Below are 25,594 nucleotides of genomic sequence, written 5' to 3' on the forward strand. Positions count from 1 at the left end.
TCTATGTTCTAAGAAGATAGAGAATTAGTCAGGCTTCCTGATAAAAAGAAGGCCAGAATGTTGTAGTAAAGCAGATAGAAGATGGATTTACCTCTCATTTTTATTTCTTCTGCAATGGAAGATTTCAAAGCTTTTGAGGAATTAGGTTGCTCGGATAAAGTTATCAATTTTTTGCTTTCTGAGCTAATTGACTTAGACAAATCTAAAGATATGAGTGAGGGCTATGTGGCTTTATCTGAAAGCCTATTAATGCTTACTCGGGATCATATTGCTATTTTAAAAAGAGTGATCTTTTATGGCATGTATTATGGGGTTAAAACCAAAGATTCGCGTATTCTTCATGCGGCTTTAACTTATATAGATCTGCTATTTAAGCAATTAGGAATTAGCTCTTCCGATAGGTTATCTTTATGTTCTGCTAGAATTTGTGCAAATTTTGAACTATTTTCTTTAAATGGTGATGAACGTTGTCTTACTCAAGTAGTAACGAATCACCGTATAATTGATCAGTTACTAGAAATTCATCCTCATTTAGAGGAGCATTTTGGTTGGGAGCATTTTCAGTTTGGAATTAGCAGTGAAGAGCGCTCCCCTTCTGCAACAGCACGTGTATATGAGTCGCTAGGAAGAACATACTTATTTTTATATCATAAGGAGAAATTACAGGAGCTTTTAGTTAAAAGTTGTCGTTGTTTTATGAGGTCACTTAAGTTTGCTCCAAATCAAGCAGGTGTACGTTCAGATTACGCTGAATGTTTACAAATTTTAGGTTTACATTCTGGGAAATCCTCCTATATACAGCAAGCAATGGAACATTTGTCTATAGCAATTTTCTTAAGTTTTAATCGTGATTCCGATGATCGTGCGTATGAAAATTACCGTTATAATTATGCTGTAGCTGCAGTCAGACTATTCGATCTTACATATGAAAAAGAGCATTTTTATCAAGCAAATAGAATTATTTATCAAACTATTCAGGCCTGCCCTCAGTTTTCCAAACTTTGGATACTTTGGGGTGAACTGTTACTTCGCTCTGGATGGCTAAATAGTAATATGAAGTATATAGAACTAGGTTTGGATAAGCTGTCTGTAGCTCAGAAAAAAGGGGGGGACCCTATTGTGCTTTCTTCGCTATTAGCGAGTGGGATAGCTATGTTAGGACTGTATTTAGATGAGCCAAATTTATTTAAGGAAAGTCGTATACGCCTACTTGCTGCTATGAAGACTTTCCCAGGGAATTTTTCTTTGATTTATGCTTTGGGCATTGTTCAGCTTTGTTTTGCTTTATATTTTAGCGATGATGCGCACTTTTCATCCGCTGCCTCTTGTTTTCGATCATGTATTGATAGAGATGCTGGAAGTATTAATAGTTGGCAAAAACTGTTTGATGTATATTTTGCTTGGGGAGTAAGGAAAAAGAGTCCTTTGCTGCTTCAAAAAACTGTCAATGTAGTGAAGCGAATGTGTGATTTACGCCCTGAGGTATTTTTGTTTTGGAGTGATCGTGGGCTTGCCTTACGTTGTTTAGCAGAGGTAACTATAGATCCTGTTTACAAAGAAATTTATTTAGAAGAATCCTTACTATATTACCGTAAAGCTTGGGATCTTAGCCATCGCCCGGAAATTCTAGAGCTCTGGGGGCATTCGTGTTACTTATTAGCAGATCTTCAGCAATCTCAGAAATATTATGATGAAGCCCATATGTTATTATCTAGTATAGATGAGGAAAAATTGTCTTTTCGAGCTAAGCTCCTTCTTGCTTCTACTCTTCTTGGAAAAGGAGAATTACTGCAAGATAAGGATTTGGTTGAACAGGCATTAGTAATTTTAAATACTTTACTATGCGATTCTTCTGATCAACAAGAAGAAGTATTACTCTTATTAGGTAAGGCATGGTTATTTTTATTTTGGAAACGTAACTGTTTTGAATCAGAAAAGCTAGTTAAGATGTATTTAGAGCAGTCTATTGCATTGGGATGCAGTGAGGCTTATTATACCTTGGCTAGATTTTATGCTGTAAAGAAAGAAATAAATCTAGCGTGGAATATGGTGTTGCGTTCTGTAGATTTTGGCTTTAAAATTACAGAATCACGTTGGGTAAATGATCCTTATTTAGCAAATTTAAGGGCAGGTCGTGCTTTTCATGAAGTCATGGCAAGTCAAAGGGGCATAAGCTGTGGTGGGAGAACAAAATAGAAATGAAGAAAAGTTAGATGCGGCTTTAGGCTCTGGGAACTTGATGGATTCAAAAACGAGTCACCTAGATGATGAGCTCAGTTTTAAACTTGAAAAAGTATTTACTTGTTTATCCACAAGTATCCACTCTCATGATCTTTCTAAGATTGTTAGTGAGTATCATCCTATAGATTTAGCTTATGCCGTTTCTTGTTTACCTCCAGATTCTAGAGCTATTCTTTATAAAAATCTTTCCTGTATGGCTGCTAGAGTTGCATTTATTATTAATACAGATTCTGCATCGCGTTGGGCAATTTTTCGAAAGCTTACTGATATGGAGGTTTGTGCTTTAATTGACCAAATGCCTCCAGATGAAGCTGTTTGGGTATTAGATGATATTCCTGATCGTCGGTACCGCAGGATTTTAGAGCTTATAGATTTTAAAAAAGCTTTAAAAATTCGTGATCTGCAAAAGCATGGTAGAAATACTGCGGGAAGGCTGATGACAAATGAGTTTTTCGCATTTTTAATGGAAACAACAGTACAAGATGTTGCGGCCTGTATTAGAAGCAACCCCGGAATAGATTTAACGCGCCTTGTATTTGTTTTAGATTTTAAGGGAGAATTACAGGGAGTAGTTACCGATCGGAGCTTAATTATTAACCCTCCCGAGATTCCTCTAAAACAAATCATGAATCAGGTAGAGCATAAAGTTTTGCCTGATGCCACTCGAGAAGAAGTAGTTGACCTTGTAGAGCGTTATAAAATTGCAGCACTACCTGTAGTAGATGAAGAGAATTTTCTTATAGGTGCTATTACTTATGAAGATGTAGTAGAAGCTATTGAAGATATTGCTGATGAAACCATTGCACGTATGGCAGGAACTACAGAAGATGTGGGATATCACAGCTGCCATGTGGTTCAGAGGTTTCTTTTAAGGGCTCCTTGGTTACTAGTAACTTTATGCGCAGGATTGGTTAGTGCTTCTGTGATGTCGTACTTTCAGAAAATAGCCCCCTCTCTACTAGCTTTAGTTATTTTCTTTATTCCTTTAATTAATGGGATGTCTGGAAATGTGGGAGTACAATGTAGTACAATTTTAGTACGAAGTATGGCAACTGGAACTCTTTCTTTCGGACGTCGTCGAGAAACAATCTTTAAAGAAATGAGTATAGGCTTATTAACAGGAGTAGCTTTAGGAATTCTTTGTGGGTTAGTTGTTTATCTTATGGGATTCATGGGAATGAATTTGTTTGCTGGAGGATTGCAATTAGGGGTGACTGTTGCTTCTGGAGTTTTAGGCGCCTCACTCACGGCGACAACTCTTGGAGTTCTTTCTCCATTTTTTTTTGTGAAGCTTGGTGTAGATCCCGCTTTAGCTTCAGGCCCCATTGTAACGGCACTAAATGACATTATGTCGATGGTAATATTTTTCTTAATAACGGGATTATTAAATTTTTTCTTTTTTAGTTAACATTTTAATTTTTTGTTTTTGTAACAGGTTCTTATTCATTCTGTAATTGATTCGCAAGGTCTTAGAAATCAGCATGATGTAACAATAAATTCTCGGTACAGCCGGTTTGTATCCAGAGATGTTATCATTGTAGTCATTTGTAGCTCATGTATCGCAATTATTGCTATTATTGTTGCAGTACTTGTCGGTGCTAATGCGCTATCTAGTACTATAGCTGTTATGAGTTTATTTAGCTTTACTTTGATTACATGCTTATCTGGCTTGGTTCTCATTGCATTTTTAAATTCTCAAAAACAGCTGTTATCTAAGTTGGTCCTTTCTAATGACATGGAGTTTTCTAAGGAAGAGAAGGAGTTTTTACAAACTTTAATCGATTTGCCTACTAAGGCAGACCCTGAAGAAATTGAAACGACGTATTTAAATGAAAAAATAGAAGAACGTGTGTTTATTCAGGGGAGGTATTATCGAAACACCTCTGATTATAAGCATAATGTTGCTGAAAGGGTAGCAAATTTAGAAAAATTATTGGAAGAATATGTTCAAACAATGATAACAGCTCTTCTACATGATTCTAGAGAAGAAGGGTTATCTAGAAGGATTTTGAAGGAAATCCAAGATTTATTTGTTCCTAAATTGTCTTTTAGACATTCTAAGCTCACTCTATTCTACTATTTAAATAAATGGAGCGAATTGCTCCAAAAGCATTCTTGTGCTGATTTTTTAATTCTTATTTTAGAAAAACCTGAAATCAGTTGCTCTATTGTTGAGCATGTGATGAATCTTTCTAGTGCTTGGGGAGCTCAGAAAGGGATTTCATATTTAAAGTCAATGCTTTGCTCATTTAATTTATGGATGTTTGGCTTTTTCCTTAGTGAAAATTATAAAGAGGTTATAGAAGAATATAACAAAGATCTTCTTACTGAAGAAGTGCGCTTGTGTATAGAAAAGGGGAACTTCGTTCAATTAATTTGCAAGCAACTACCCACAGAATTACTTAATAGGTTTATTAGTATATTGCCAGTGCCTCTAGAGGCTTTGGCTATATCAGAGTGTTATGCGGAGCATCCTGGGATAAATTCTGAGGAATATGTAAATAATGATCCTGCATTAAGAATGCTAATGGATGAACTGAATTTGCACATAGCATTTTGTTTAGATTTGCCTTCGGTATCCTCATGGAGTTTTAAATTTGTTTTAGCGAAAAATTTATCGTCACTTTGGGAGTTCTGTGCATTTGTTAGGAAGCATCAACAAACCTTGCTGAAGAATGTATTTTTATTAATTGAGTTTTTACATAGTCATAAAAAGTACCAGAGTCTTATTAGGGAGATTCTTTCTAAAGCTATGCCTATTTCTTCTTGGAAAGCTCTGCTTCAACCTTTGGTTAGCGGTATGTTTAGAGCGGGAATAATTAATCATCGTGAACTTAGAGTTATGGCGAGTCATTTAGGAATTCACTTGCTGGATTTAATGGAAATCATTTCTTCAAGTCATTTTTTAGAAGAATTACTTCCTGAATTGTTTACAGAAAGCTGACCTTCTTTTTACGATTTTCTCTATCTAGAAATTAAAGAAGATAAGCAGTTTTTAATAAAAACTGCTTATAGCGTCCTTATGTAGAAGATTTAGTCCACTTATTATGGGTGTAGTAGATACCAAAAGGTATTAAGCAATTGATTAAAAAGGCTAGAAGTAAAAATAAGGAATATCTGATTTTACTTGCTTCGGATAGTTGTATAATTTCTTGAGGGGGAAAGAAACTAACCCATAAAGCAAATAAGCATGACACAATTCCTAAAAAGGAAAGTATACAGATGCTAGAAAAGTTTCCAGGTACAGAGTAGAGGCGTTGCGCTTTAGGTTCTTTAATTCGAAGAACTGGGCCAGAAATGAATAGACAGATGTACATAGCTAGGTACATTTGAACGCTTAAAGCACTTAAAATCCAATAAGCTAAATCCGCAGAATCTAAATACAAAAAGATTAAAGTAAATATTGTAACTACAATAGCTTGAAATAGCATAAGGTTGGTAGGAACATTTTTTGAGTTAACCTTTTTAAATTTTTTAGGAAGGCAGTCATTTTGCGTGGAAATAAATAGTCCCTTTGTTCCTGCAAACATCCATGCATTGAGTTCCCCCAAAGAACCGGTAATTGTCATTATAACAATAACACTAGTCATCCAAGAGAGGTTATATTTATCAAAGAAAAGAGAAAATGCTCGAATAAGTCCAGAAACTAGACTAATTTCTGTTTTAGGAATCACGATAGCAATGGATAGAGATCCTAGAACTAAAATAGCTAGTGTAGAAATAGCCCCTATGCACATTGCTTTAGGATAGTTTTTCCTAGGGTTAATCATGTCAGAAGCTAGGTTGGCATTCGCTTCTAGTCCACAGAGAGCGAGTAACATGCCTGATAATAATACTAATGAAGACATGCTATTAATGTTAGGCACCACGTCTTTCCAAGTTAAGGAAATAGCTATAGGATTTCCCGAGATAATCCAGAACGTAGCTAAAGATACTAAAATTATCCCAGGGACCACAGTCCCTACAATTACACATATAGAGCTAAATAATGCTGAAGTATTAATCCCCAGAAAATTAAAAAAAGTAAGTCCCCAAAAGCCAGAGAGAATAATCGAAGCTAAATAAATCTTATTGTGAGCTAAGGCAGGATTGATTTTGTATACTAAAGTACTGGCTATGAAAGCTAGCATGGCGGGGTACCAAGTCATGTTATGAAACCACTGCATCCATATGGAAAAGAAGCCCCACCATTTTCCTAAGGCGTCTCGTGTCCACACGTAAATTCCTTGAGGTTTAAATGAAGCTAATTCTGCTGAGATGAAAGCATAAGGGAGCATAAAGCAACTGACGGCAATAGCATAAAATAAAAGTGTAGATAAGCCGTGTTTTGCTGTTAGCGGGAGATTTCTTAAACTAATCACTACTGCTAAAGACAACATTCCTACTGTGAATGTGCCCAAGGGCTTTGAAGATTTTGAATGGGTATGCATAAAAAGCCTTTCTGGTTACGCTATTGTAATATTGGGGTCCAAATAAATATCTTGAATTAAGTTGAGTAATTGTATGCCTTCGGCAAGTGGTTTTTGAAAAGCTTTTCTACCTAAAATTAACCCCATACCTCCTGCACGTTTGTTAATTACAGCAGTCTTTGCAGCTTCAGAAAAGTCATCTTTTCCTGAAGGACCTCCTGAGTTAATGAGACCCGCTTTACCGCAGTAATTATTTAGCACTTGATAACGGCACAAATCTATTGGATGTAGAGATGAAAGCTCTGAGTACACTCTATCATCAGTTTTACTAAAGTTAATAGCTTTAAATCCTCCCTGGCATGTGGGGAGTTTTTGTTTAATGATGTCTGCTCCAAGGGTAACTCCCAAGTGATTTGCTTGACCAGTTAGATCTGCAGCTGAGTGGTAGTCTATGCCGTTAACAATAAAGTGACTATTTCTTAAATAACACCAAAGTATTGTTGCTAACCCAAGTTCTCTAGCTCTAGCGAATGCTTGAGAGACAGTTACAATTTCTTGAGAAGAGGTTTCTGAGCCAAAGTAAATGGTAGCTCCTACACCAATAGCTCCCATAGAATAAGCACTTTCTACCTGACTAAAGAAAATTTGGTGATAGGTAGTTGGGTAAGAAAGAAGTTCATTGTGATTTAGCTTTAAGATAAAGGGAATTTTGTGAGCATATTTTCTAGATAGTAGGCTAAGAACTCCGTACGAAGAGGCTACGGCAGAACATCCGCTTTCTATAGCGAGCATAATAATGTTTTCAGGATCAAAATATATGGGATTAGGAGAAAAGGAAGCTCCTGCTGTATGCTCCACACCTTGATCCACAGGAAGAATTGAGAGATACCCGGTATCAGCAAGGCGTCCATGAGAAAACATGGTTTGTAAAGATCTTAGCACTCGATTATTTCTATCAGAATTGGAAAAAACACGATCAACAAAGTCCTTAGAAGGAAGGGTAAGAGTTCCCTGTGGAATGCATTGGCATGTATAATTTAATAAGTTGTCAGCATCATTTCCTAATAAATCGTAGATATTCAGCATAGAGCTCTACTCCCTAAAATCATAGTAACAATGCTAGTTTGAAGGGAATCGCTACGATTTGTCAAGAATCTTTATAAAATAATCATTAGAAGTGATTAAAAATTTTTTCCATTTTAAAATTTTAATATTTTATCATTATTTAAATGAAAAGTTTATTTTCTTTTATTTTGAAGGTTAAAACATTAAATGCGCTCAGATTCTTTCTTATCCCAGCCTGTAGTTGTTGATGCTTATAAAGGTACTGATCACGCACATGTAGTTCGTAGTATAAGACAGGCTCAAATTATTGGCTTAGTCACAGGAATTGTTGCCTCGATTCTACTACTTACAACACTATTATTGTTAATTATTCCCTCCATACCTGTAGCGTTCCCTATTATTACAGGATCAGCTCTGCTTGTATTCACAGCAGTGTCCCTCGTTTCATTTGCCTCCTATTTTATTAAGGTTAGGAATGTGCTGGCGGATCTTGGAGAAGCTTCTGCGGATTTAAGAGAGTGCTTTGTTAACTGTGCTTTAGATTTAGCACAGAGTTTGAGTTACCAGGAATTCATCCCTAAACAAGTCCAGAAAGTTTGCCAATCTTCACCTGGAGAGGAAATTTCTTCTCCTGAGTCTCCGTCTTCTTCTTTAAATGAACACTTGGATACTTCTGAGCAATCCTTACCTGCACCTGTTACAACCGAAGACATTGTTTCGGAGGTATCATCTGGTATGGAATCAGCAGGGGCTGTGGTTGAGAACTTATTTGTGACCAATTTGCATCAACAATTATTGAATTTATTTCAGAAAGATCAACTGTTACCAAGTCTTGAAAAGCTTCCGAGATACAAGAAGGAACAAGGTAAGGTTAATAAACAATTTTCCTCTCTTTGTATTGGATTGACTCAGTTTATTACTAAATTACATAAGGGAGAGTCCCCGGTATCTCCAGTAGAAGCTGTATCGATGTTTCTCCCTCCCTTAATGGGGTGCGGCTCTCACTCTGTCCTACGTATTACTTGTAATGCCCGAGATCTATTTTCTAGTTCTTCACTGGGGGGAATTTGGTTTCAAAATCTTCTCACTAAATCAAGTGAAGGGCGATCCCTGCTTGATTTTTTGCAAACAATAAAATCGCTACTATCACCTCATAATCTACAAGTTTATCTTTCTTTATTACGACTTCTTAACTTTTTGCTAAGTGGGTGGTGCTTATCTGATTGTAGTATGTATCCGTACATTGTAGGTTCTATTCAACAATTGCCCATATCGGCCGAGCAGCGTAAGCGAGTGATTGAATTGTTAGCATCAGGAAATATTATAGGGGCTCTATGTTTTTTACATGGAAATACGTGTGATAGATGGCAAGATGTTTTAGTATTGTCAATCAAGGAATCGAGTCAAACTAAGATTCCTATAGAGCATATAGATTTAGCTTATATGCGTAGTAATAGTGGGCTTCAGTTAGAGGAGTCTGCAAGTAGTGAAGAAAAAGAGGAACTGTTATGTGAATTGCAGAGGCTATTACAAGAACTAGCCGTTTTATGTCCAGATAGTTTATTGAAACTAGTGTCCAATATCAATATGAAAAATTCTCCTTTAAAAAAGAATCTTAGTAAAATCATAAAATGTTTTAATAAGCTATTTTATGGAAAGTCGTCTAACTTGTTTAATAATGCTCTCTCTGTTATCTCAATCATGCGTAATTTAGAAACACTCCAGTCGCGTGTACAATCCTATTTGCCTTATGCTGGGAAAGAATCGATAGACATCGTGATCTCAACATTGATTTTAGGCAGGTTTACTGGGGGAGTCTTTAGTCGAAACCAGATGTCTCTTTTGGCACAGATTGTAAACAAGACCCCAAAGGAATTAGAAGAGATGATTTTGAAAAGAAAGATAGCTAAGCTATTATTTCCATCCTTACTTAGTTGATATTGATGGTACTTAGTAAAGTGAAGATGATGTTGTGTTATTTCTCCACCGATAGAAATTCAGGTTTTGAGAACACTCTCCTTTAGAGACCTAAAGACAATCTCCCTTCTGTTATTGCGCAAATTCTTAGGAAGGTGCATTAATAAATGCTATGCGAAAGTTTTGCGTTACTAAATATTCACAAGAAGCGTTTTAATCTATTTTTTTAGTATAATGAAGCTACTCTTCAATTGAGTGATATGCTGTTAAGTTAGTATCTAATCACTATTCTATCTTTGTATGACAAAGTGTATAGTTATATCATTTAATAATTTTCTTTAGTTTTAATTCTTTTTCTTATATGATTTATTTGCTTATTCATTAAGTGTCAGGTTTTTTTTAATGTCTTCTAATAATCTAGGGCCTTTAGCGCCTTTAGGGGCACCTTTTCCGCCAAAATTATTTCATTCAAATTGTTTAATGAATCTCTTTGGAGCCATTCCAATAGTAGGAATATTTGTAGGATCCCAAAGGATTTTAGCTATTTCACAATACTATGATAACTTAAATAAAGAAGGGATACGAGTATCTCAAGTAATTATTAAGTCATATGGCGATTGTTATATAACAATGAATGCTAATGCATATAAAACCGGTCACTATGTTAGAGGAGTTTTAGAAATTACTGGTTTAGGAGTTATTTTAGTTATCTTTGAGTTGGCTCTCAAACTATTTTGTTGCTTAGTAGCGGGTGTATGTGCTGTTTTAGCAATTCCTTTGATAAGTGTTATGGGCTTAGGCGGTAGTATTATTTTGGTTATACAAGAGATTTTCTTTAACACATTAAAGAAGGTGAGTTTGGATAGTTAGACTTACGATTTATAGGGTGTTCTTAGTGAGCCATTTTTCGCCTTGTATTTTCATTAATGTCTTTTTAAGAAAAGGCTGAAATAACCTTTTCAAGGTGATATTGACTTTTTTCATATGGGAGATTATAAGACATCCTTTATTATACAGCGTATAATTGAGCAGTGATGTTGCCAGGTACGTTCATGTCTCCCTTCTTAAAACAAAAGTCGCTGAATAGCACAAAAGTTTCAAAAAAAACTGCTTCCCCAATTAAACATGCAAAGCATTATTTACATGGATACTTGAAAAAAATAGAACGTATAGTTGCAGCTAATCCTCAAGAAGTAATAGAAGCATGGAATGAAATGTTAGGAACTCAGTATACTGGGATGTTCCAGGCATTAGGTTTTAAGAATCAAATTTTATTAGTAAAAATTTACCACTCTTCTTTGTATGCCATGCTTAAACAAACCCAGCAAAGTGGCTTGATAGCGCAACTACATCAAAGAGTCCCTCATGCTAAAGTGAAAGAGATACAGTTTTTGTTAGGATAAATACATTATGGACGCAAGAGATAAAAATTACGATGCTTCATCTATTACCGTTTTAGAAGGTCTTCAAGCTGTTCGTGAGCGTCCCGGAATGTATATTGGAGATACTGGTGTCACGGGCTTACATCACTTAGTCTATGAAGTTGTTGATAATAGTATTGATGAAGCTATGGCTGGGTATTGCTCTGAAATACATGTGCGTATTCTAGCGGATGGAGGGATTTCTATAGTAGATAATGGTCGAGGAATCCCTATACAAGTTCATGAAAAAGAATCTAAAAAGCAAGGTAGAGAAGTTTCTGCTTTGGAAGTCGTTCTTACTGTTCTCCATGCTGGAGGAAAGTTTGATAAAGATAGCTATAAGGTATCAGGAGGTCTTCATGGAGTTGGGGTTTCTTGTGTTAATGCTTTATCAGAGAAGCTAGTCGCCCGAGTGTTTAAGAATTCTCAGATCTATTCTATGGAGTTTTCTCGAGGAGTTCCTCTCACTCCCCTACAGTGTTTAGGATCTACAGATAGGCAGGGGACTGAGATTACTTTTTATCCAGATAGTCGAATTTTTTCTTCGTGTATTTTTGATCGTTCTATTTTGATTAAAAGATTACGAGAACTTGCTTTTTTAAATCGTGGTATTACCATTATTTTTGATGATGATCGGGATGAGAGCTTTAGTAAAGTTACTTTCTTTTATGAAGGAGGGATTCGTTCTTTTGTTAGCTATTTGAATCAGAATAAAGAAAGTCTTTTCCCAGATCCTATTTATATATCCGGCTCTCGAAGTGGAGATGATGGCGATATTGAATTTGAAGCAGCTCTTCAATGGAATTCGGGATATACGGAATTAATTTATTCCTACGCAAATAATATTCCAACACGTCAAGGTGGAACACACCTTACGGGGTTTTCTACTGCTCTTACCCGAGTGTTAAATACGTATATTAAAGTACATAATTTAGCAAAAACTGATAAGTTGTCTTTAACAGGGGAGGATATCCGTGAAGGATTGACTGGTGTTGTTTCTGTTAAAGTTCCTAACCCACAGTTTGAAGGACAAACAAAACAAAAATTAGGGAACAGTGATGTAGGTTCTGTAGCACAACAAATTACAGGAGAAGCTTTAGCTACATTTTTTGATGAAAATCCTCAGATTGCTAAGCTGATTGTAGACAAGGTTTTTGTTGCTGCTCAAGCGCGGGAAGCTGCAAAAAAAGCTAGAGAACTTACTTTAAGAAAAAGTGCTTTAGATAGCGCACGCCTTCCAGGTAAGCTTATTGATTGCTTAGAGAAAGACCCTGAAAAGTGCGAAATGTACATTGTAGAGGGGGATTCAGCAGGAGGATCTGCTAAGCAAGGCCGGGATAGACAGTTTCAAGCAATTCTTCCTATTCGAGGTAAAATTTTGAATGTGGAGAAAGCGCGCCTACAAAAGATTTTTCAAAATCAAGAGATTGGAACCATTATAGCTGCTTTGGGTTGTGGTATTGGTTCAGATAACTTTAATTTAAGTAAGTTACGTTATAAGCGCATTATTATTATGACAGATGCCGATGTAGATGGTTCTCATATTCGTACCTTGCTTTTAACATTCTTCTATCGTCATATGACTGCATTGATAGAAAATGAATGTGTATATATAGCCCAGCCACCTTTATATAAAATCAGTAAGAAAAAAGATTTTCGTTATATCCTTTCTGAAAAAGAAATGGATGATTATCTTTTAACTCTTGGAATAGAAGATAGTAAGTTAGTATTTAAGAATACGAATCGAGAGTTATCCGGGGACGCTCTTGACCGATTTGTGAAGCTCATTTTGAGCGTAGAGAGTTTCATTACTACATTAGAGAAAAAGGCAATTCCTTTTTCTGAGTTTATAGAAATGTATAAAGAAAATCAGGGATACCCAGTATATTATTACCCTGCAACTGAAAATCGGGGAGGGCGGTATTTTTATTCTTCAGAAGAAAAAGATCTTGAGCTTGCTCAACTTAGTGATACTAATTCTACAAAAGTTATTGAGTTATATAAAACCGCAATTTTCACAGAGATTCAAGATGAGCTTCGAGATTATGGGTTGGATATTCGTCACTATCTGATTTCTAAGGATTTGGAGATAGTGATTACTAATGGAGATTCTAGCCTTCTTCCCTATACATGTTTTACTTTGAAAGAAGTTGTTGATTATTTAAAAACTCTAGGAAGAAAGGGAATAGAAATCCAACGCTATAAAGGATTAGGAGAGATGAACGCTGATCAGCTTTGGGATACAACTATGAATCCTGAGCAGAGAACTTTAGTTCGTGTATCATTAAAAGATGCTGTTGAAGCAGATCATATTTTTACTATGCTTATGGGAGAGGAAGTTCCTCCTAGAAGAGAGTTTATTGAAAGTCATGCTCTATCTATTAGGATGAATAACTTAGATATTTAGGAGACGCGGGTATTATTATGTTGAATAAAGAAGAAATCATTGTCCCTAAAAATCTTGAAGAGGAAATGAAAGAGAGCTACCTTCGCTACTCTATGTCTGTAATTATTTCTAGAGCACTTCCTGATGTTCGTGATGGTTTGAAGCCCTCGCAGCGACGCATTCTTTTTGCAATGAGACAATTGAGTCTTACCCCAGGAGCTAAGCACCGTAAATGTGCTAAAATTTGTGGTGATACTTCCGGTGACTACCATCCTCATGGAGAAAGCGTTATTTACCCCACACTTGTGCGTATGGCTCAAGATTGGGCAATGCGTTATCCTTTAGTAGATGGCCAAGGTAACTTCGGCTCCATTGATGGAGATCCCGCAGCTGCTATGCGTTATACAGAAGCTCGTCTAACTCATAGTGCAATTTGCCTTATGGAAGATTTAGATAAAGATACTGTAGATATGGTATCGAACTATGATGAGACAAAATCTGAGCCCACTGTTTTCCCATCTAAGTTCCCTAATCTTCTCTGTAATGGTTCTTCAGGTATTGCTGTAGGGATGGCGACAAATATCCCTCCACACAATCTTGGCGAGTTAATAGAAGCTACGCTTTTGGTTTTAAGTTGTCCTGATGTATCTATTGATGAAATTTTGAAGGTTATGCCAGGGCCCGATTTCCCAACCGGGGGGATTATTTGCGGTATCGAAGGCATTCGTTCTACATATCATACTGGAAAAGGAAAAATCAAAGTTCGTGCTCGTTTGCATGTAGAAGAGAATAAAGAGAAACATCGCGAGAATATTATTCTGACTGAGATGCCCTACAACGTGAATAAATCTCGTCTTATTGAACAAATAGCGGACCTTGTAAATGATAAAACTTTAGCAGGCATTTCTGATGTTCGTGATGAGTCAGATAAAGATGGCATACGTGTTGTATTAGAGTTAAAAAAAGGAGAATCCTCAGAAATTGTAATCAATCGTCTCTATAAATTTACCGATATACAGGTAACTTTTGGGGCCAATATGTTAGCCTTAGATAAGAATCTTCCTAGGACAATGAACATCCATAGAATAATCTCAGCATGGATACGACATCGCACAGAAGTTGTCCGTAGGAGAACTCGGTATGAGTTGAATAAAGCTGAAACACGAGCTCATATTCTAGAAGGTTTCTTAAGAGCTCTTTCTTATTTAGATGAAGTTGTTCGCACAATTCGTAGTAGTGAGAGTAAAGAGCTCGCTAAGCAGCAGTTAGTGGAAAATTTTTCCTTCACTGAACAGCAAGCTACCGCTATTTTAGATTTACGCCTGTATCAACTAACGAGCTTAGAATCAGAAAAAATTCAAAAAGAATATGAGGAGCTGCGTAATAAAATTGCTTACTATAAACGTGTGCTTGCTGATGAAGGATTAGTTAAAGATATTATTAGGAGTGAACTACAGGAATTACACAAATTACATAAAACTCCACGTAGAACAACTATAGAGTTGCATTCAGGTGAAGCTTTGGATATCGAGGATATGATTGCCAATGAGCCTATGGTAATTACGATCTCTGGTGATGATTATGTCAAAAGAATGCCTGTTAAAGTCTTCAAAGAACAAAAACGTGGAGGACACGGTGTTTCTGGATTTGATATGAAAAAAGATACAGATTTTTTAAAAGCTGTATACTCAGCTTCTACAAAAGATTATCTTCTTATCTTTACAAATTTCGGACAGTGTTATTGGTTAAAGGTTTGGCAACTCCCTGAAGGGGAAAGGCGTTCCAAAGGGAAGCCTATTATTAATTTCCTAGAGGGAATTCGTTCTGGGGAGAAGCTAGCAGCAGTTCTCAATATAAAAAGTTTTGAAAATGCTGGGTTCCTGTTTTTAGCTACGAAGCAAGGACTTGTGAAAAAAGTGGCTTTAGAGGCCTTTAGTAACCCGAGGAAAAAAGGTATACGTGCTCTAGAAATAGACGATGGTGATGAGCTTATTGCTGCAAACCACATTACAAGTGACGAAGAAAAAGTCATGTTATTTACAAGATTAGGTATGGCCGTACGCTTCCCTCATGATAAAGTGCGCCCCATGGGAAGAACAGCACGTGGAGTCCGGGGAGTATCATTAAAAAATAATCAAGATTGTGTTGTGGCTTGCCAAATTGTTGAGGATAGTCAATCTGTTCTCGTTGTTTGTAACAATGGATTTGGTAAGCGTTCCCAAGTTAGTGATTTCCGGGAGACAAATCGTGGAGGAGTTGGCGTACGCTCTATTTTAATTAATGAGAGAAATGGTAATGTTCTTGGAGCGATTTCAGTTGCGGATCATGATAGCATTTTACTCATGTCTGGGCAAGGTCAGGCAATTCGTATTAATATGCAGGATGTTCGTGTTATGGGAAGATCTACTCAAGGAGTGCGTCTCGTACATCTTAAAGATGGCGATACCTTAGTAGCTATGGAAAAACTTTCCTTAACAGAAGAAGAAACAACATTGGAAGAAATGCAGAGTGTCTTACCATAAATAAGTACGAACAAGAAGGGAATTCGTCGTGTTTATAGTAATTGAAGGATGTGAGGGTGCTGGGAAAAGCTCTTTGGCACAACTTTTAGCGAATAAGCTAATTACTGCAGGTAAGTCCGTCGTTTCCACCCGAGAGCCGGGAGGATCAGTTTTGGGGGAAAAATTGCGTCAATGGATTTTAGATCCCCAACCACCTAATTCTCCACATGCAGAATTATTTTTGTTTCTTGCATCACGTGCTCAACATATATCAGAGATAATTCTTCCGGCTTTAGACTTAGGGAAAATTGTAATTTGCGAAAGATTCCACGATTCTACAATTGTTTATCAAGGAATTGCTGAAGGATTAGGTGAAGATTATGTTGCTGATCTTTGCTATCGTGTAGTAGGAAACGAAAGTTTCCTTCCTGACCTCACCTGTCTTTTAGATATTCCTGTAACTGAAGGAATCGAAAGAAAGCAAAGGCAGAAAGCTTTAGATAAATTTGAGAATAAACCCCTTGAATATCATAGTCAAGTTCGTGAGGGTTTTCTATCTCTTGCTCGTAAGAACATCAATAGTTATCTTGTCTTAGATGGTACGATGCCCATTGAAGAGTCTTTAAGTAAGGTTTACCTGCGTATACAGAACTTATCCTATGAAACAAGCTGCTAAAGACCCATGGGAGTCCTTGCTTGAAAAGATCAACCAAGGAAAGCTTCCTCACGCTGTACTTTTACATGGATCTTCGTTACCTCTGCTTTCTCAGTATTCTCGTGATTTAGCATCTCATATTTTGTTAAAAGATAATCCTGAATCCCAGTATAAAATTTCCAAAAATATTCATCCGGATATTTATGAGTTCTTTCCCTCAGGGAAAGGTAGGCTACATACTATAGAAATCCCGAGAGAAATTAAAAGAAATATTTCTGTCTTCCCTTTTGAGGGCACCTATAAAGTGTATATTATACATGAAGTAGATCGCATGCTATTGCCAGCAATTTCCATATTTTTGAAAGTCCTTGAAGAAGCTCCTTTACATAGTAAAATTATATTAACATCTACAAATCTGCAGAGCTTGCCTCCAACTCTGATTTCTCGTAATCTAGTACTTTATATTGGTGGAGAGGAACAGTTTTCTTTGAACTCAGAAGAAATGGCCTACTTATTTGCATATGCTTCAGGGACTATGAACATTACTGAAGTTGGAAAAATTGTTAAGGGGACACCTGATATAGACAAACAAATTCTTAGAGATAAGGCCAAACTCTTTTTAGAAGTTCTTTTAAAATTATTTCGTGACCGATTTATCCTTTCTTTAAATATGAGTGCTTCTACATTAAATTATCCTCAATATGCTAAAGAAATTATTAATTTGCCGGTACTTCCTATAGAAAAAGTTCTAGTCATCATTGACAAAGCCTGTCAAGCCTTGAATAACTCTTCGTCAGCATCTAGTTGTATGGAATGGGTAGCGTTGCAGTTGCTTTCTCTTCGCTCTTTAATGAAAAATTAAGGTAGTTTCGTCCATTGAGGAACTGTTTGTTGAATTTTCTGTAGCACAGCTGTAGGTATTTCATGACCTCCATGAAAAGAAATAAAATCACCAGTAAGATGAGAAGATAGGAGAGAATATAATTTTTCTCCATGATAGTAGGGAAGAATACTATCTCGGTAACCATGGCTTTGAATAAAAGGGGATTTACCACAAATAGTAATATTCTCTTCCCAGTCTTTATTTAAAATCATAGCTCCAGAGCAAATTAACGCGCCACAATAGGGTACTTTTGAAGACAAAATTAGGTGAGTAGTCATCATAGCTCCTTGGCTAAACCCTCCAATGATGATATCATGGCGAGGGCGATTTAGGTCTGATATAAGACTCTCTAAAGCTAATCTGGGCCTACTAAAGTCAAGGTTAAATAATACTTGGTACTGATGCTCCGTTTCTGGAGTAATGTCAGGATTAGAAATCAGATTTTGAAATAAAGACTCATCTAAAGGAAACCAAGCCCGTCCACCTGCAAAAGAGTGTAATTGTTCTAAACCTCTGGGAAATACCCATGTAGGTCTTATATTTTTAAAAGGGCAGGCCGTAGGGAAAAATGTTAGGTTATCAGCATCACTTCCATAACCATGAAGAAAGATAATTATTGGATCCTCAGGATTTCCTGGGGCCACAATAGCGTCTAATTGAGAAAATTGACGACGAAAAAAAGAATATCCCATAGACAAAAAAGAAGAGACATTGAATCTTATTGCGAGTCCTCAAAATACTAAGTTGGATATACTTTGGATGTCAAGTTTTTTGTTTCATTTATTCCATCACTTTTTGATTTGAAAATACAAATGCCTTGGATGAGAAAAGTTAGTGTGATAAAATTTCTCGAGAAAAGTTACTCTAAAATTATTAGCATTTTAAGCAAATTTTTTTGCATTCTCGATGTTTATTGCTATTCAAGATCTTTTTATAAAAAGCGCTTTAGAATATCTGGAGATGGGAAAAGTTATTGCCTTTCCCACAGACACCGTTTATGGATTCGGCGTAGCATTAAATTTCTCTAACGCTGCATCACAAATTTATACTCTAAAACAAAGAAATCTTACTAAGCCCCTGGTAGTGTACGTAAATGAAATAAAAGATATTGAAAAGGTATCTAGGCAATCATTAGATGCACAAGAAAAAAAATTAGCTGAAAAATTTTTCCCGGGGCCTTTGACTTTACTTGTTCATCATTCTAATCCTCAATTTCCCCAAAAATACCTAGGATTTAGAATAGTAGATTCTCCTATAGTGCGGAAGTTAATTCAAGAAGCAGGCCCCTTATTAGGAACTTCTGCAAATATTTCTAACTTCCCTCCCGCAATAACCTCCAACGAGGTGTTAGAGGACTTTCCTGATAAAGACATCTTTATTATTCCCGGTCAATGTAATTACGGATTAGAGTCTACAGTGATGAGTGTGCGTCCTTTAAAGATGTATCGAGAGGGAATTATTCCTAAAGAAGCAATTTCTCGTGTTCTTCCTGGATCTATTGTCTGTGATTGTATACCGAGATCTTTTGATAATCATGTAAAAATTTATACAGTAAAAAATCCATCTCATTTAAACGAGTTTCTTGAACTTCATCCTTATTTTCAAGGTATCGTTTGTTATCACCCGCAACCTCAAGATTTTTATCCTACTTTGAGAAAAGCTTTGCGATCCGGAGAACCTGAAGTTTTATTTGTATATGATCCTTGCACTTCAATGTACTCTGAGCTTTCTCCTTATCTAGTTCCTTATACCTTTAACTCTATAAAGCTAAGTTCATGATTATTGATATTCATTGTGATTTACTTTCTCATCCTCATTTTTCTGATCAAGATCTCGGTGTTCGTTGTTCTCCAGATCAGCTACTTTCTGGAGGAGTTCATACTCAAGTATGTGCTATGTTTACCCACCACCACTTAGATTCTTTCAGTCTAAACGAACAAAATCAGTTATTCTTCTCACTTCCTAAGCAGGATCAACGTATTAGATTACTTACCTTCGACTCTGAGGAACTCTATAGAGAAGGATTCCTATCAATTATACGTAGTATAGAAAATGCGTCAGGGCTTGGAGATGATGCTACTAACTTACATGACATTTTTCGCAAGCTGGTTTCTTTATTCTCTCAAGGACCTATTGCTTATATTGGGATCGTTTGGAATGGAAGAAATCGTTTTGGAGGAGGAGTTTTAGATCCTTATAAGTTAACAACGGATGGATGCCGTCTGCTAGAAGTCATGGATCAACTAGCAATTCCTATTGATTTAAGCCATTGCTGCGATCAACTTACTGAGGATATTTTAGATTATACTATAAATAAATTACCAGCCATGCGAGTTATGGCTAGCCACTCAAACTTCCGTCAAATTACTCATATCCCCAGAAATCTTCTTGATGTACATGCTAAAGAAATTTCTTCAAGAGGAGGAATCATAGGGTTAAACATTGTAAATTATTTCGTTGGAGATTCTTTAGATAGTATAAAATACCATATTGCTCATGCAGAAAAATTAGGAATTTTAAACAGTTTAGTTCTTGGAACCGACTTTTTTTATGAGAAATCAGAAGACAAATTTTTTGAAAATTGTACAACTGCTAGAGATCATCCCTATCTTCATCAAATTATTCGCAATTGTTTACTAAAGCCAGAGCAGGCCGAGAATATCCTCGGCAAATCTGCTCAGGTCTTCCTTAATACAGTAATACGTGAACAAAAAGAAAGGCACGCAGAACGACTATACTTAGATTAAGATAAATTAGAATCGGAAGAAGAACAGGTCTCTTCTCCCTCGCCATCCGACTCTTTGATTTCTTCTCTTTGTTGTGGGGAAAGTCGCTCATCAGAATCCGAAGAAGAGAGACTGTCTATAGATCTTAAAGGACTCCTGCCACCACTACTACCCATAGATAATCTTCTTACAAACGAGCTTTCAAGAAAACGTGTTTTTAGTGATAATGCCGTTGATGAAGATGATGATGATGAGAGTAATTGGAGTGTAAGGTTTTGGACTTGCTGTTTTAAGGCTGTTAGTTGTTGATCTTTTTGAGCTATTGTGTTTCGTTGAGAAGAAACAACTGTATCTAGATCTGAAGCAATTGCTTCAGTAATTACCTGTTGGTTTTTAACCACAATTTCTAGCTCGCCTATCTTAGCAGCTTTTTGCTCAGAATCAAGTTTAGCTTGTTCTAACGCATTTTGTAACTGGGACACCTCGTTTTGGCTAGTCTGCACAATCTTCTGCGCTTCTTCACGCTCCACTAAAAGATTCGCACACTGAGTCCTAGCTTCCTCTAACTGATTTTTTAAATCTTCTGTTTGATTACACAGAGTTACTTGTGTTTCTCCCAGTTGAGTTTTTAATCTCAAAACTTCTTCTTTTTTTTCTTCTGCAATCAATTTAGTTTTTAAAAGTTCTTCGGCTAATAATTGATCTTGTTCTGTTGATTGAGGTTTAGAAAAATATTTTGTTATGCCAAATGCAACTAGTGCGGATCCAACACCTATAAGAATGGCACCCAAAAATACGGACAGTTGAGCTGGAAGTAAGGAAAATACTAAAATAAATGATAGAGAGGTAAGTACAATTCCAGACAATATACAAATAATTCCAATAACAATAATCGTAATACACACTATGCTCTGATTTAACTGGCACTCCTTGTATACTTTATTGAGTATGGATAACTTTTGAACAGCTTCGTGCTGTTGTAAAGACGAAGGAGACGTTGGCAAACCCATAATTTATTGAAAATAATTGAAAAACCATATAAATGATAACAAAATAACCTTAATTATCCAATTTTTTTCAAAATAAAGTTTTTTATTTTTTAATAAGTTTATTAACTTTTTAAAAGTGTAAAGATAATTTTTTAATCCGCGTCATGCCACTCTTCATCGGAAGACCCCTCTGACAAAGAATCCTTAGAGGCACTTCCTAAAGGAAGCGGTGCATTGGTAGATTGGAGCATTGCGAGGGGCGCACTAGTTGCCGTGTCTCCAGTTTTAATAAAGAATGAGCCTATGTAAGCAGCTGTTGACTTTACAAGGCCCCAAGGGGGTTTTGATCCTAACTGCTGTATAGGAGAGGGAGACGGCAATACTTCACTTGGCTTTAAGAAAGAATTTTTCAGATGAGCAATCTCAGCCTGTTTTACTACAAGTTGGGTAGTTAAATCTGCTACTTTAATGTTTGCTTGATTTAAGTGCGATTCTAGTAAATTTACTCTTGATGTCAGGGACTCTATTGCTTGTTCGTGGGATTTTTCCTCTCTATTTTTTATTTCCTGCATACGACGAGCAAAGTACAAATGTAGAATTCCCTGGCAATTTAAACTAAAAGCTCGAACATTAGCTATACCAGAAGAAAGTAAAGCAGCTCCAGTAATCGCTAAACCTAGACTGATTCCAGGACGAAGCCAAGAGAAAACTAACAACTCACTAAGAACAGAGCCTACAATAGCAGAGACACCTAAAATAATTTCCAATAAAGCAACCCAAGTACTAGTTTTCTCCATACAATGAGTCTTGCTATAAGTAAACGCATCGAGAGGAGAGGGAAGGAGAAATGATAAGATTGGCTCCTCATTTTTTTCTAAAGAAACTGAGGAGCAACTTAACTTAAAAGCCTGCTTAACTTCTAGGAAATTTTTTCTAAGTAGAGCAGCTTGAGTATAAATAATTCTAAGACTGAAAGCAATCACTACAGCCCCTACAGCTATACCTAACACTCCAAAAGAAATGCTTAGTGTTGAAGTAATACCTAAGGGGAGTAATAAGACGCAGACTCCAGTCAAAAGAGTTAGGATTCCTAGAACTATAGCTCCAATAACTGCAACAAAAGTTTGTCTTTCATTTTTAATAAAATTCCGATTAGCTACTAAATGAGAATTTAATTCTAGTGGGACTTGTTGAGTTGAACCGGAGATCATAGTTTGGTAAAACCTTCATCTGCTATAACATAGGGAAGTAAGTTAACATATTTTTTATAAATCATCAAATTTTAATTTGTTAAAATTAAGTTAATGAAAATTATATAAAAAAAATTAATTTAACAATCTAAATATGCAAATAGATCTACAAATATAGACGAGTTTTTATTGGTAATTTCGATAGCCATAGGCAGAAATTCTACATTCAATAAATACATGAACGATAAAGACTATTCTTCAACTAATAAAAATCCTAGAAAGGTAGTAGTGTGTATGGAATGAAGAGATCAATAGCATAATACGGTCTGGTCTCATTTATAACTACTCTCCATCCTCTAGAAAAATCCAAAATATCCTGAAAACAAACAATCCGCATAGACAATGGAAAACTTTGGAAACCTAATACATAAATTGGTTAGCAAATATAGTGTGAATTCATTAGGCAAGAGAATGCCAAAGAAACTTCCTCTGAGATTGCTTCTCTAAGGTTATCAGACTCTCGTTTATTCTTACTCTGCATTATAACGTTCATGCTGACCTAATTACATGGATAAAAAGTAATTGTCTCATAATCAAAAGAGAATCTAATCCCCATTATAGAAGCATGGTATTTGTTAAAAAGAGAAGTAAAAAAATAAACATAAATAACAACTATTTAAGATAATGCATATGCATATAGCATAAAAGAAACCAGTAAATAGAGGTCTTAAGAAAGATGGGTAGGTAATTTTTTGTGAGAAGTAAATAACTTAAGTGTTTTAAATACGTTGACTTTAGTATTTTTAATGAAAAATTTTAAATAATATCGAGCTATGGATATCAACTATATAAGCAAACTAGTGAATATAAAGTATGCACTATTCTCTATTATCTTTATGTCTGCAACCACAATCTTTGCACTATCATTTCCAGAGATTTTAATGTTTTTATCTCTAAAGAAGGGGGTGAGTACTATTTTACTGGGGTCTATTGCCTTTATTTTTGCTAGAACATTAGGAATCGTTATCAATCAAATCCTTGATAGGGAAATAGACAAAAAAAATCCGCGTACATCCTCTAGAGTCCTTCCTATGTGCCAACTTTCATTAAAATTTTGTATATCTTTAGTTCTTGTTTCTAGTGTAGTTTTTATAACGATATCTTTTTTCTTTAGTCCTTTATGCGGAATATTTTCTATGCTTGCCTGTTTTATAATGGCCTTCTACCCAAAGACAAAACATTATACATTCCTCTGCCATGGAGTGCTTGGATTTATCTACTACTTAGCTGTTCTTATCAATTTCTTAGCACTATCTCCAGAATCTTTTTCTTGGAATATTATCGTTCCTGCTTCTTTATGGGGGATCAGCGTAGCTATGATCATTACAGGAAATGATATCATTTATGCTATGCAAGACATTCATTTTGATCGACAATCTGGATTATACAGTATTCCTGCTTGCTTTGGTAAAAAAGTGGCTATTTCTATAGCATCAGCATGTTTAGTAGTCAGCTTAATTTCTTATTTATCTTTAGTGTTCGTCTTTTTATGTCAGCCTTGGATAGGGGGGATGTCTGTGACTTTCCCTACTTTAATGATTATATGGACAATAAAACAATACTACTCCTTGAAATCTAATACGAATACAGAAACATATTTTTTCAAAGGAAATATCTATATTGCTTTATCCTTTTTATTTAGCATGATAACTTTACTAATTTTAAAACAGACTACATAAAATGAAACGTTATATTGTAGGTATCTCGGGGGCTTCAGGCATTATACTTGCTGTGAAATTAATAGAACAGTTATCGAATATGCAATATAATGTTGAAGTTATTCTTTCTCATGCGGCATTTCAAACTCTATATTATGAACTTGGAACCACATCATTACTTTCTTTAATTCCTAAAGAAAATCATACTCACATTCATCAGCATAAGATTAAATCTATTGATAGCAAGTTAGCTTCAGGGTCTTATCATGTAGATGGCACAATTATTGTTCCTTGTAGTATGGCTACAATTGCTGCTCTATCCATAGGTCTTGGCGATAATCTTTTGCGAAGAGTCGCTGATGTGGCTTTAAAAGAACATAGAAAACTCGTTTTAGTTCCTAGGGAAAGTCCTCTACACACTATTCATTTAGAAAATTTATTAAAATTAAGTCGTAGTGGAGCTATTATTTTACCCCCCATGCCTATGTGGTATTTTAAACCACAAACAGTAGAAGACATTACCAATGCCATTGTTGGAAAAATTCTTTCCACACTAGGCATAGAAAACGACTTAGAGAAAGTATGGGATAATCCTACTTAATGCGTAGGTCTTCCATTAATAACTTCATGAAGATTTTCAATAGCAATAAATGCATTAGGATCTTCTCTATGCACAATTTCTTTGAGTTGTGAAAGCTGCAAACGTTCAACAACGATGTAAAGAAGGTGCCGTGGCTCTCCAGAAAAACCACCTTCAGCATGAATATAGGTTAGACCTATGCCTAAACTGTCCATAAGTATATGGCCTAACTTTCTTGGAGATGATGTGATGATTGTTACAGATTTAGTATCCTCAAAGCCTAGGATCACCATATCCATAACTTTTGTAGCAATACCATAGGTAAGTAAGGATACAAATGCTGTGTGCCAATTTTGATAAACAAGTCCTGCCAAAGCAAAAATGAAAAAGTTAACAAAGAGGATAATTTGACCAACCGTATATCCTCTTTTTTTGTTAATAATAATTCCTAGAATCTCAGTACCATCTGTAGATCCTCCGTGACGGATAATTAATCCACAGCCTACTCCAATAATAGCCCCACCCAAGACTACTGTTTCCATTTCAGAGCCTTTAAATACTATAGGACTCAATCCCAACCATAAAGGCAGGGCATCGATCAACCATAAAGCACATGAAAAAATAATAACCGCAGTCATCATTTGAATAACAAAATACTTACCAATTTGTTTAAACGCTAAAATAACAAAGGGTAGGTTAAATAGAACTAAACAAAAGGGAAGGTATTTATGCCCTAAAAAATGAGATGCTACGAGCGATAGGCCTACTATACCGCCATCGATTAATTCATTAGGAACTAAGACCATTTGAACACCGCAGGCAGCAAGAAACCCACCAAGAATAAACCAACTTAATGTTTTGGAAAAATATAGAGGAAAACTAAACTTTGTTAAACTAGCTCCCTGGGACATGT

19 protein-coding genes and 1 pseudogene are annotated in these 25,594 nt (G+C 35.9%); 14 read left to right on the top strand and 6 right to left on the bottom strand.

All coding sequences use genetic code 11. The features are described from left to right. Nucleotides 1-81 precede the first annotated feature (81 nt). From M787_RS04235 to M787_RS04245, 3 genes and pseudogenes are all read left to right on the top strand, one after another. Nucleotides 82-2,213, top strand: a pseudogene (locus M787_RS04235) (hypothetical protein). A gap of 26 nt (nt 2,214-2,239) precedes the next feature. After that, nucleotides 2,240-3,649 (top strand): magnesium transporter, encoded by a 1,410-nt coding sequence (mgtE, locus tag M787_RS04240; RefSeq protein WP_021828338.1) that lies wholly within the window; start codon nt 2,240-2,242, stop codon nt 3,647-3,649. Between the two features lie 168 nt (nt 3,650-3,817). Next, nucleotides 3,818-5,185, top strand: coding sequence for a CT214 family putative inclusion membrane protein (locus M787_RS04245; protein ID WP_420795482.1), 1,368 nt, complete (start codon nt 3,818-3,820; stop codon nt 5,183-5,185). A gap of 76 nt (nt 5,186-5,261) precedes the next feature. Here the strand turns inward: M787_RS04245 and M787_RS04250 are convergent, their stop codons facing one another. Together M787_RS04250 and M787_RS04255 are read right to left on the bottom strand one after the other, a co-directional pair. Continuing rightward, nucleotides 5,262-6,671, bottom strand: a complete 1,410-nt coding sequence (locus M787_RS04250; RefSeq protein ID WP_021828340.1) for an amino acid permease — start codon at nt 6,669-6,671, stop codon at nt 5,262-5,264. Nucleotides 6,672-6,686: 15 nt separating this feature from the next. Continuing rightward, entirely contained in the window at nt 6,687-7,736 is a 1,050-nt protein-coding gene (locus M787_RS04255) for a class I fructose-bisphosphate aldolase (protein ID WP_021828341.1), read from the bottom strand. Between the two features lie 186 nt (nt 7,737-7,922). On the opposite strand from M787_RS04255, the gene M787_RS04260 reads away from it, so the two are divergent. The 7 genes from M787_RS04260 (at nt 7,923) to M787_RS04290 (ending at nt 17,457) form a co-directional block, all read left to right on the top strand. Beyond that, nucleotides 7,923-9,653 (top strand): CT214 family putative inclusion membrane protein, encoded by a 1,731-nt coding sequence (locus M787_RS04260; protein ID WP_021828342.1) that lies wholly within the window; start codon nt 7,923-7,925, stop codon nt 9,651-9,653. A gap of 381 nt (nt 9,654-10,034) precedes the next feature. Then, nucleotides 10,035-10,502, top strand: coding sequence for a hypothetical protein (locus tag M787_RS04265; RefSeq protein ID WP_021828343.1), 468 nt, complete (start codon nt 10,035-10,037; stop codon nt 10,500-10,502). 182 nt (nt 10,503-10,684) lie between these two features. Beyond that, entirely contained in the window at nt 10,685-11,035 is a 351-nt protein-coding gene (locus M787_RS04270) for a DciA family protein (RefSeq protein WP_021828344.1), read from the top strand. A gap of 7 nt (nt 11,036-11,042) precedes the next feature. Beyond that, nucleotides 11,043-13,460: a DNA topoisomerase (ATP-hydrolyzing) subunit B gene (gene gyrB, locus M787_RS04275; RefSeq protein WP_021828345.1), complete on the top strand. Its 2,418-nt coding sequence runs from the start codon at nt 11,043-11,045 to the stop codon at nt 13,458-13,460. Nucleotides 13,461-13,477: 17 nt separating this feature from the next. Further along, entirely contained in the window at nt 13,478-15,961 is a 2,484-nt protein-coding gene (gene gyrA / locus M787_RS04280) for a DNA topoisomerase (ATP-hydrolyzing) subunit A (protein WP_021828346.1), read from the top strand. Nucleotides 15,962-15,989: 28 nt separating this feature from the next. Then, a complete protein-coding gene (gene tmk / locus M787_RS04285) occupies nt 15,990-16,616 on the top strand; it encodes a dTMP kinase (RefSeq protein WP_021828347.1) in 627 nt (208 codons plus the stop codon). Then, nucleotides 16,600-17,457, top strand: a complete 858-nt coding sequence (locus M787_RS04290) for a DNA polymerase III, delta subunit (RefSeq protein WP_021828348.1) — start codon at nt 16,600-16,602, stop codon at nt 17,455-17,457. Before tmk ends, M787_RS04290 begins: the two co-directional genes overlap by 17 nt. Here the strand turns inward: M787_RS04290 and M787_RS04295 are convergent. Continuing rightward, a complete protein-coding gene (locus tag M787_RS04295) occupies nt 17,454-18,170 on the bottom strand; it encodes an alpha/beta hydrolase family protein (RefSeq protein ID WP_021828349.1) in 717 nt (238 codons plus the stop codon). The two genes, M787_RS04290 and M787_RS04295, sit on opposite strands and share 4 nt — an antisense overlap. 214 nt (nt 18,171-18,384) lie before the next feature. Here M787_RS04295 and M787_RS04300 point away from each other — a divergent pair, with 214 nt between their 5' ends. Together M787_RS04300 and M787_RS04305 are read left to right on the top strand one after the other, a co-directional pair. Beyond that, entirely contained in the window at nt 18,385-19,257 is an 873-nt protein-coding gene (locus tag M787_RS04300; RefSeq protein ID WP_021828350.1) for an L-threonylcarbamoyladenylate synthase, read from the top strand. Beyond that, nucleotides 19,254-20,225 (top strand): membrane dipeptidase, encoded by a 972-nt coding sequence (locus M787_RS04305; RefSeq protein WP_021828351.1) that lies wholly within the window; start codon nt 19,254-19,256, stop codon nt 20,223-20,225. Before M787_RS04300 ends, M787_RS04305 begins: the two co-directional genes overlap by 4 nt. Here M787_RS04305 and M787_RS04310 read toward each other — a convergent pair. Continuing rightward, on the bottom strand, nt 20,222-21,214 hold the full coding sequence (locus M787_RS04310; RefSeq protein WP_021828352.1) for a hypothetical protein: 993 nt from the start codon (nt 21,212-21,214) through the stop codon (nt 20,222-20,224). The genes M787_RS04305 and M787_RS04310 overlap by 4 nt on opposite strands. A gap of 131 nt (nt 21,215-21,345) precedes the next feature. After that, a complete protein-coding gene (locus M787_RS04315) occupies nt 21,346-22,404 on the bottom strand; it encodes a CPSIT_0556 family inclusion membrane protein (RefSeq protein WP_021828353.1) in 1,059 nt (352 codons plus the stop codon). 875 nt (nt 22,405-23,279) lie between these two features. On the opposite strand from M787_RS04315, the gene M787_RS04320 reads away from it, so the two are divergent. Together M787_RS04320 and M787_RS04325 are read left to right on the top strand one after the other, a co-directional pair. Beyond that, entirely contained in the window at nt 23,280-24,122 is an 843-nt protein-coding gene (locus M787_RS04320) for a UbiA-like polyprenyltransferase (RefSeq protein WP_238582557.1), read from the top strand. A gap of 1 nt (nt 24,123) precedes the next feature. Further along, the gene (locus tag M787_RS04325) at nt 24,124-24,702 is read left to right on the top strand and encodes a flavin prenyltransferase UbiX (RefSeq protein WP_021828355.1); all 579 of its coding nucleotides are present in this window, start codon (nt 24,124-24,126) and stop codon (nt 24,700-24,702) included. Here the strand turns inward: M787_RS04325 and M787_RS04330 are convergent. Continuing rightward, nucleotides 24,699-25,592 (bottom strand): YitT family protein, encoded by an 894-nt coding sequence (locus M787_RS04330; protein ID WP_021828356.1) that lies wholly within the window; start codon nt 25,590-25,592, stop codon nt 24,699-24,701. The two genes, M787_RS04325 and M787_RS04330, sit on opposite strands and share 4 nt — an antisense overlap. Between the last annotated feature and the right edge of the window lie 2 nt (nt 25,593-25,594).

The sequence above is a fragment of the Chlamydia gallinacea 08-1274/3 genome (assembly GCF_000471025.2).
Lineage (GTDB): Bacteria > Chlamydiota > Chlamydiia > Chlamydiales > Chlamydiaceae > Chlamydia > Chlamydia gallinacea.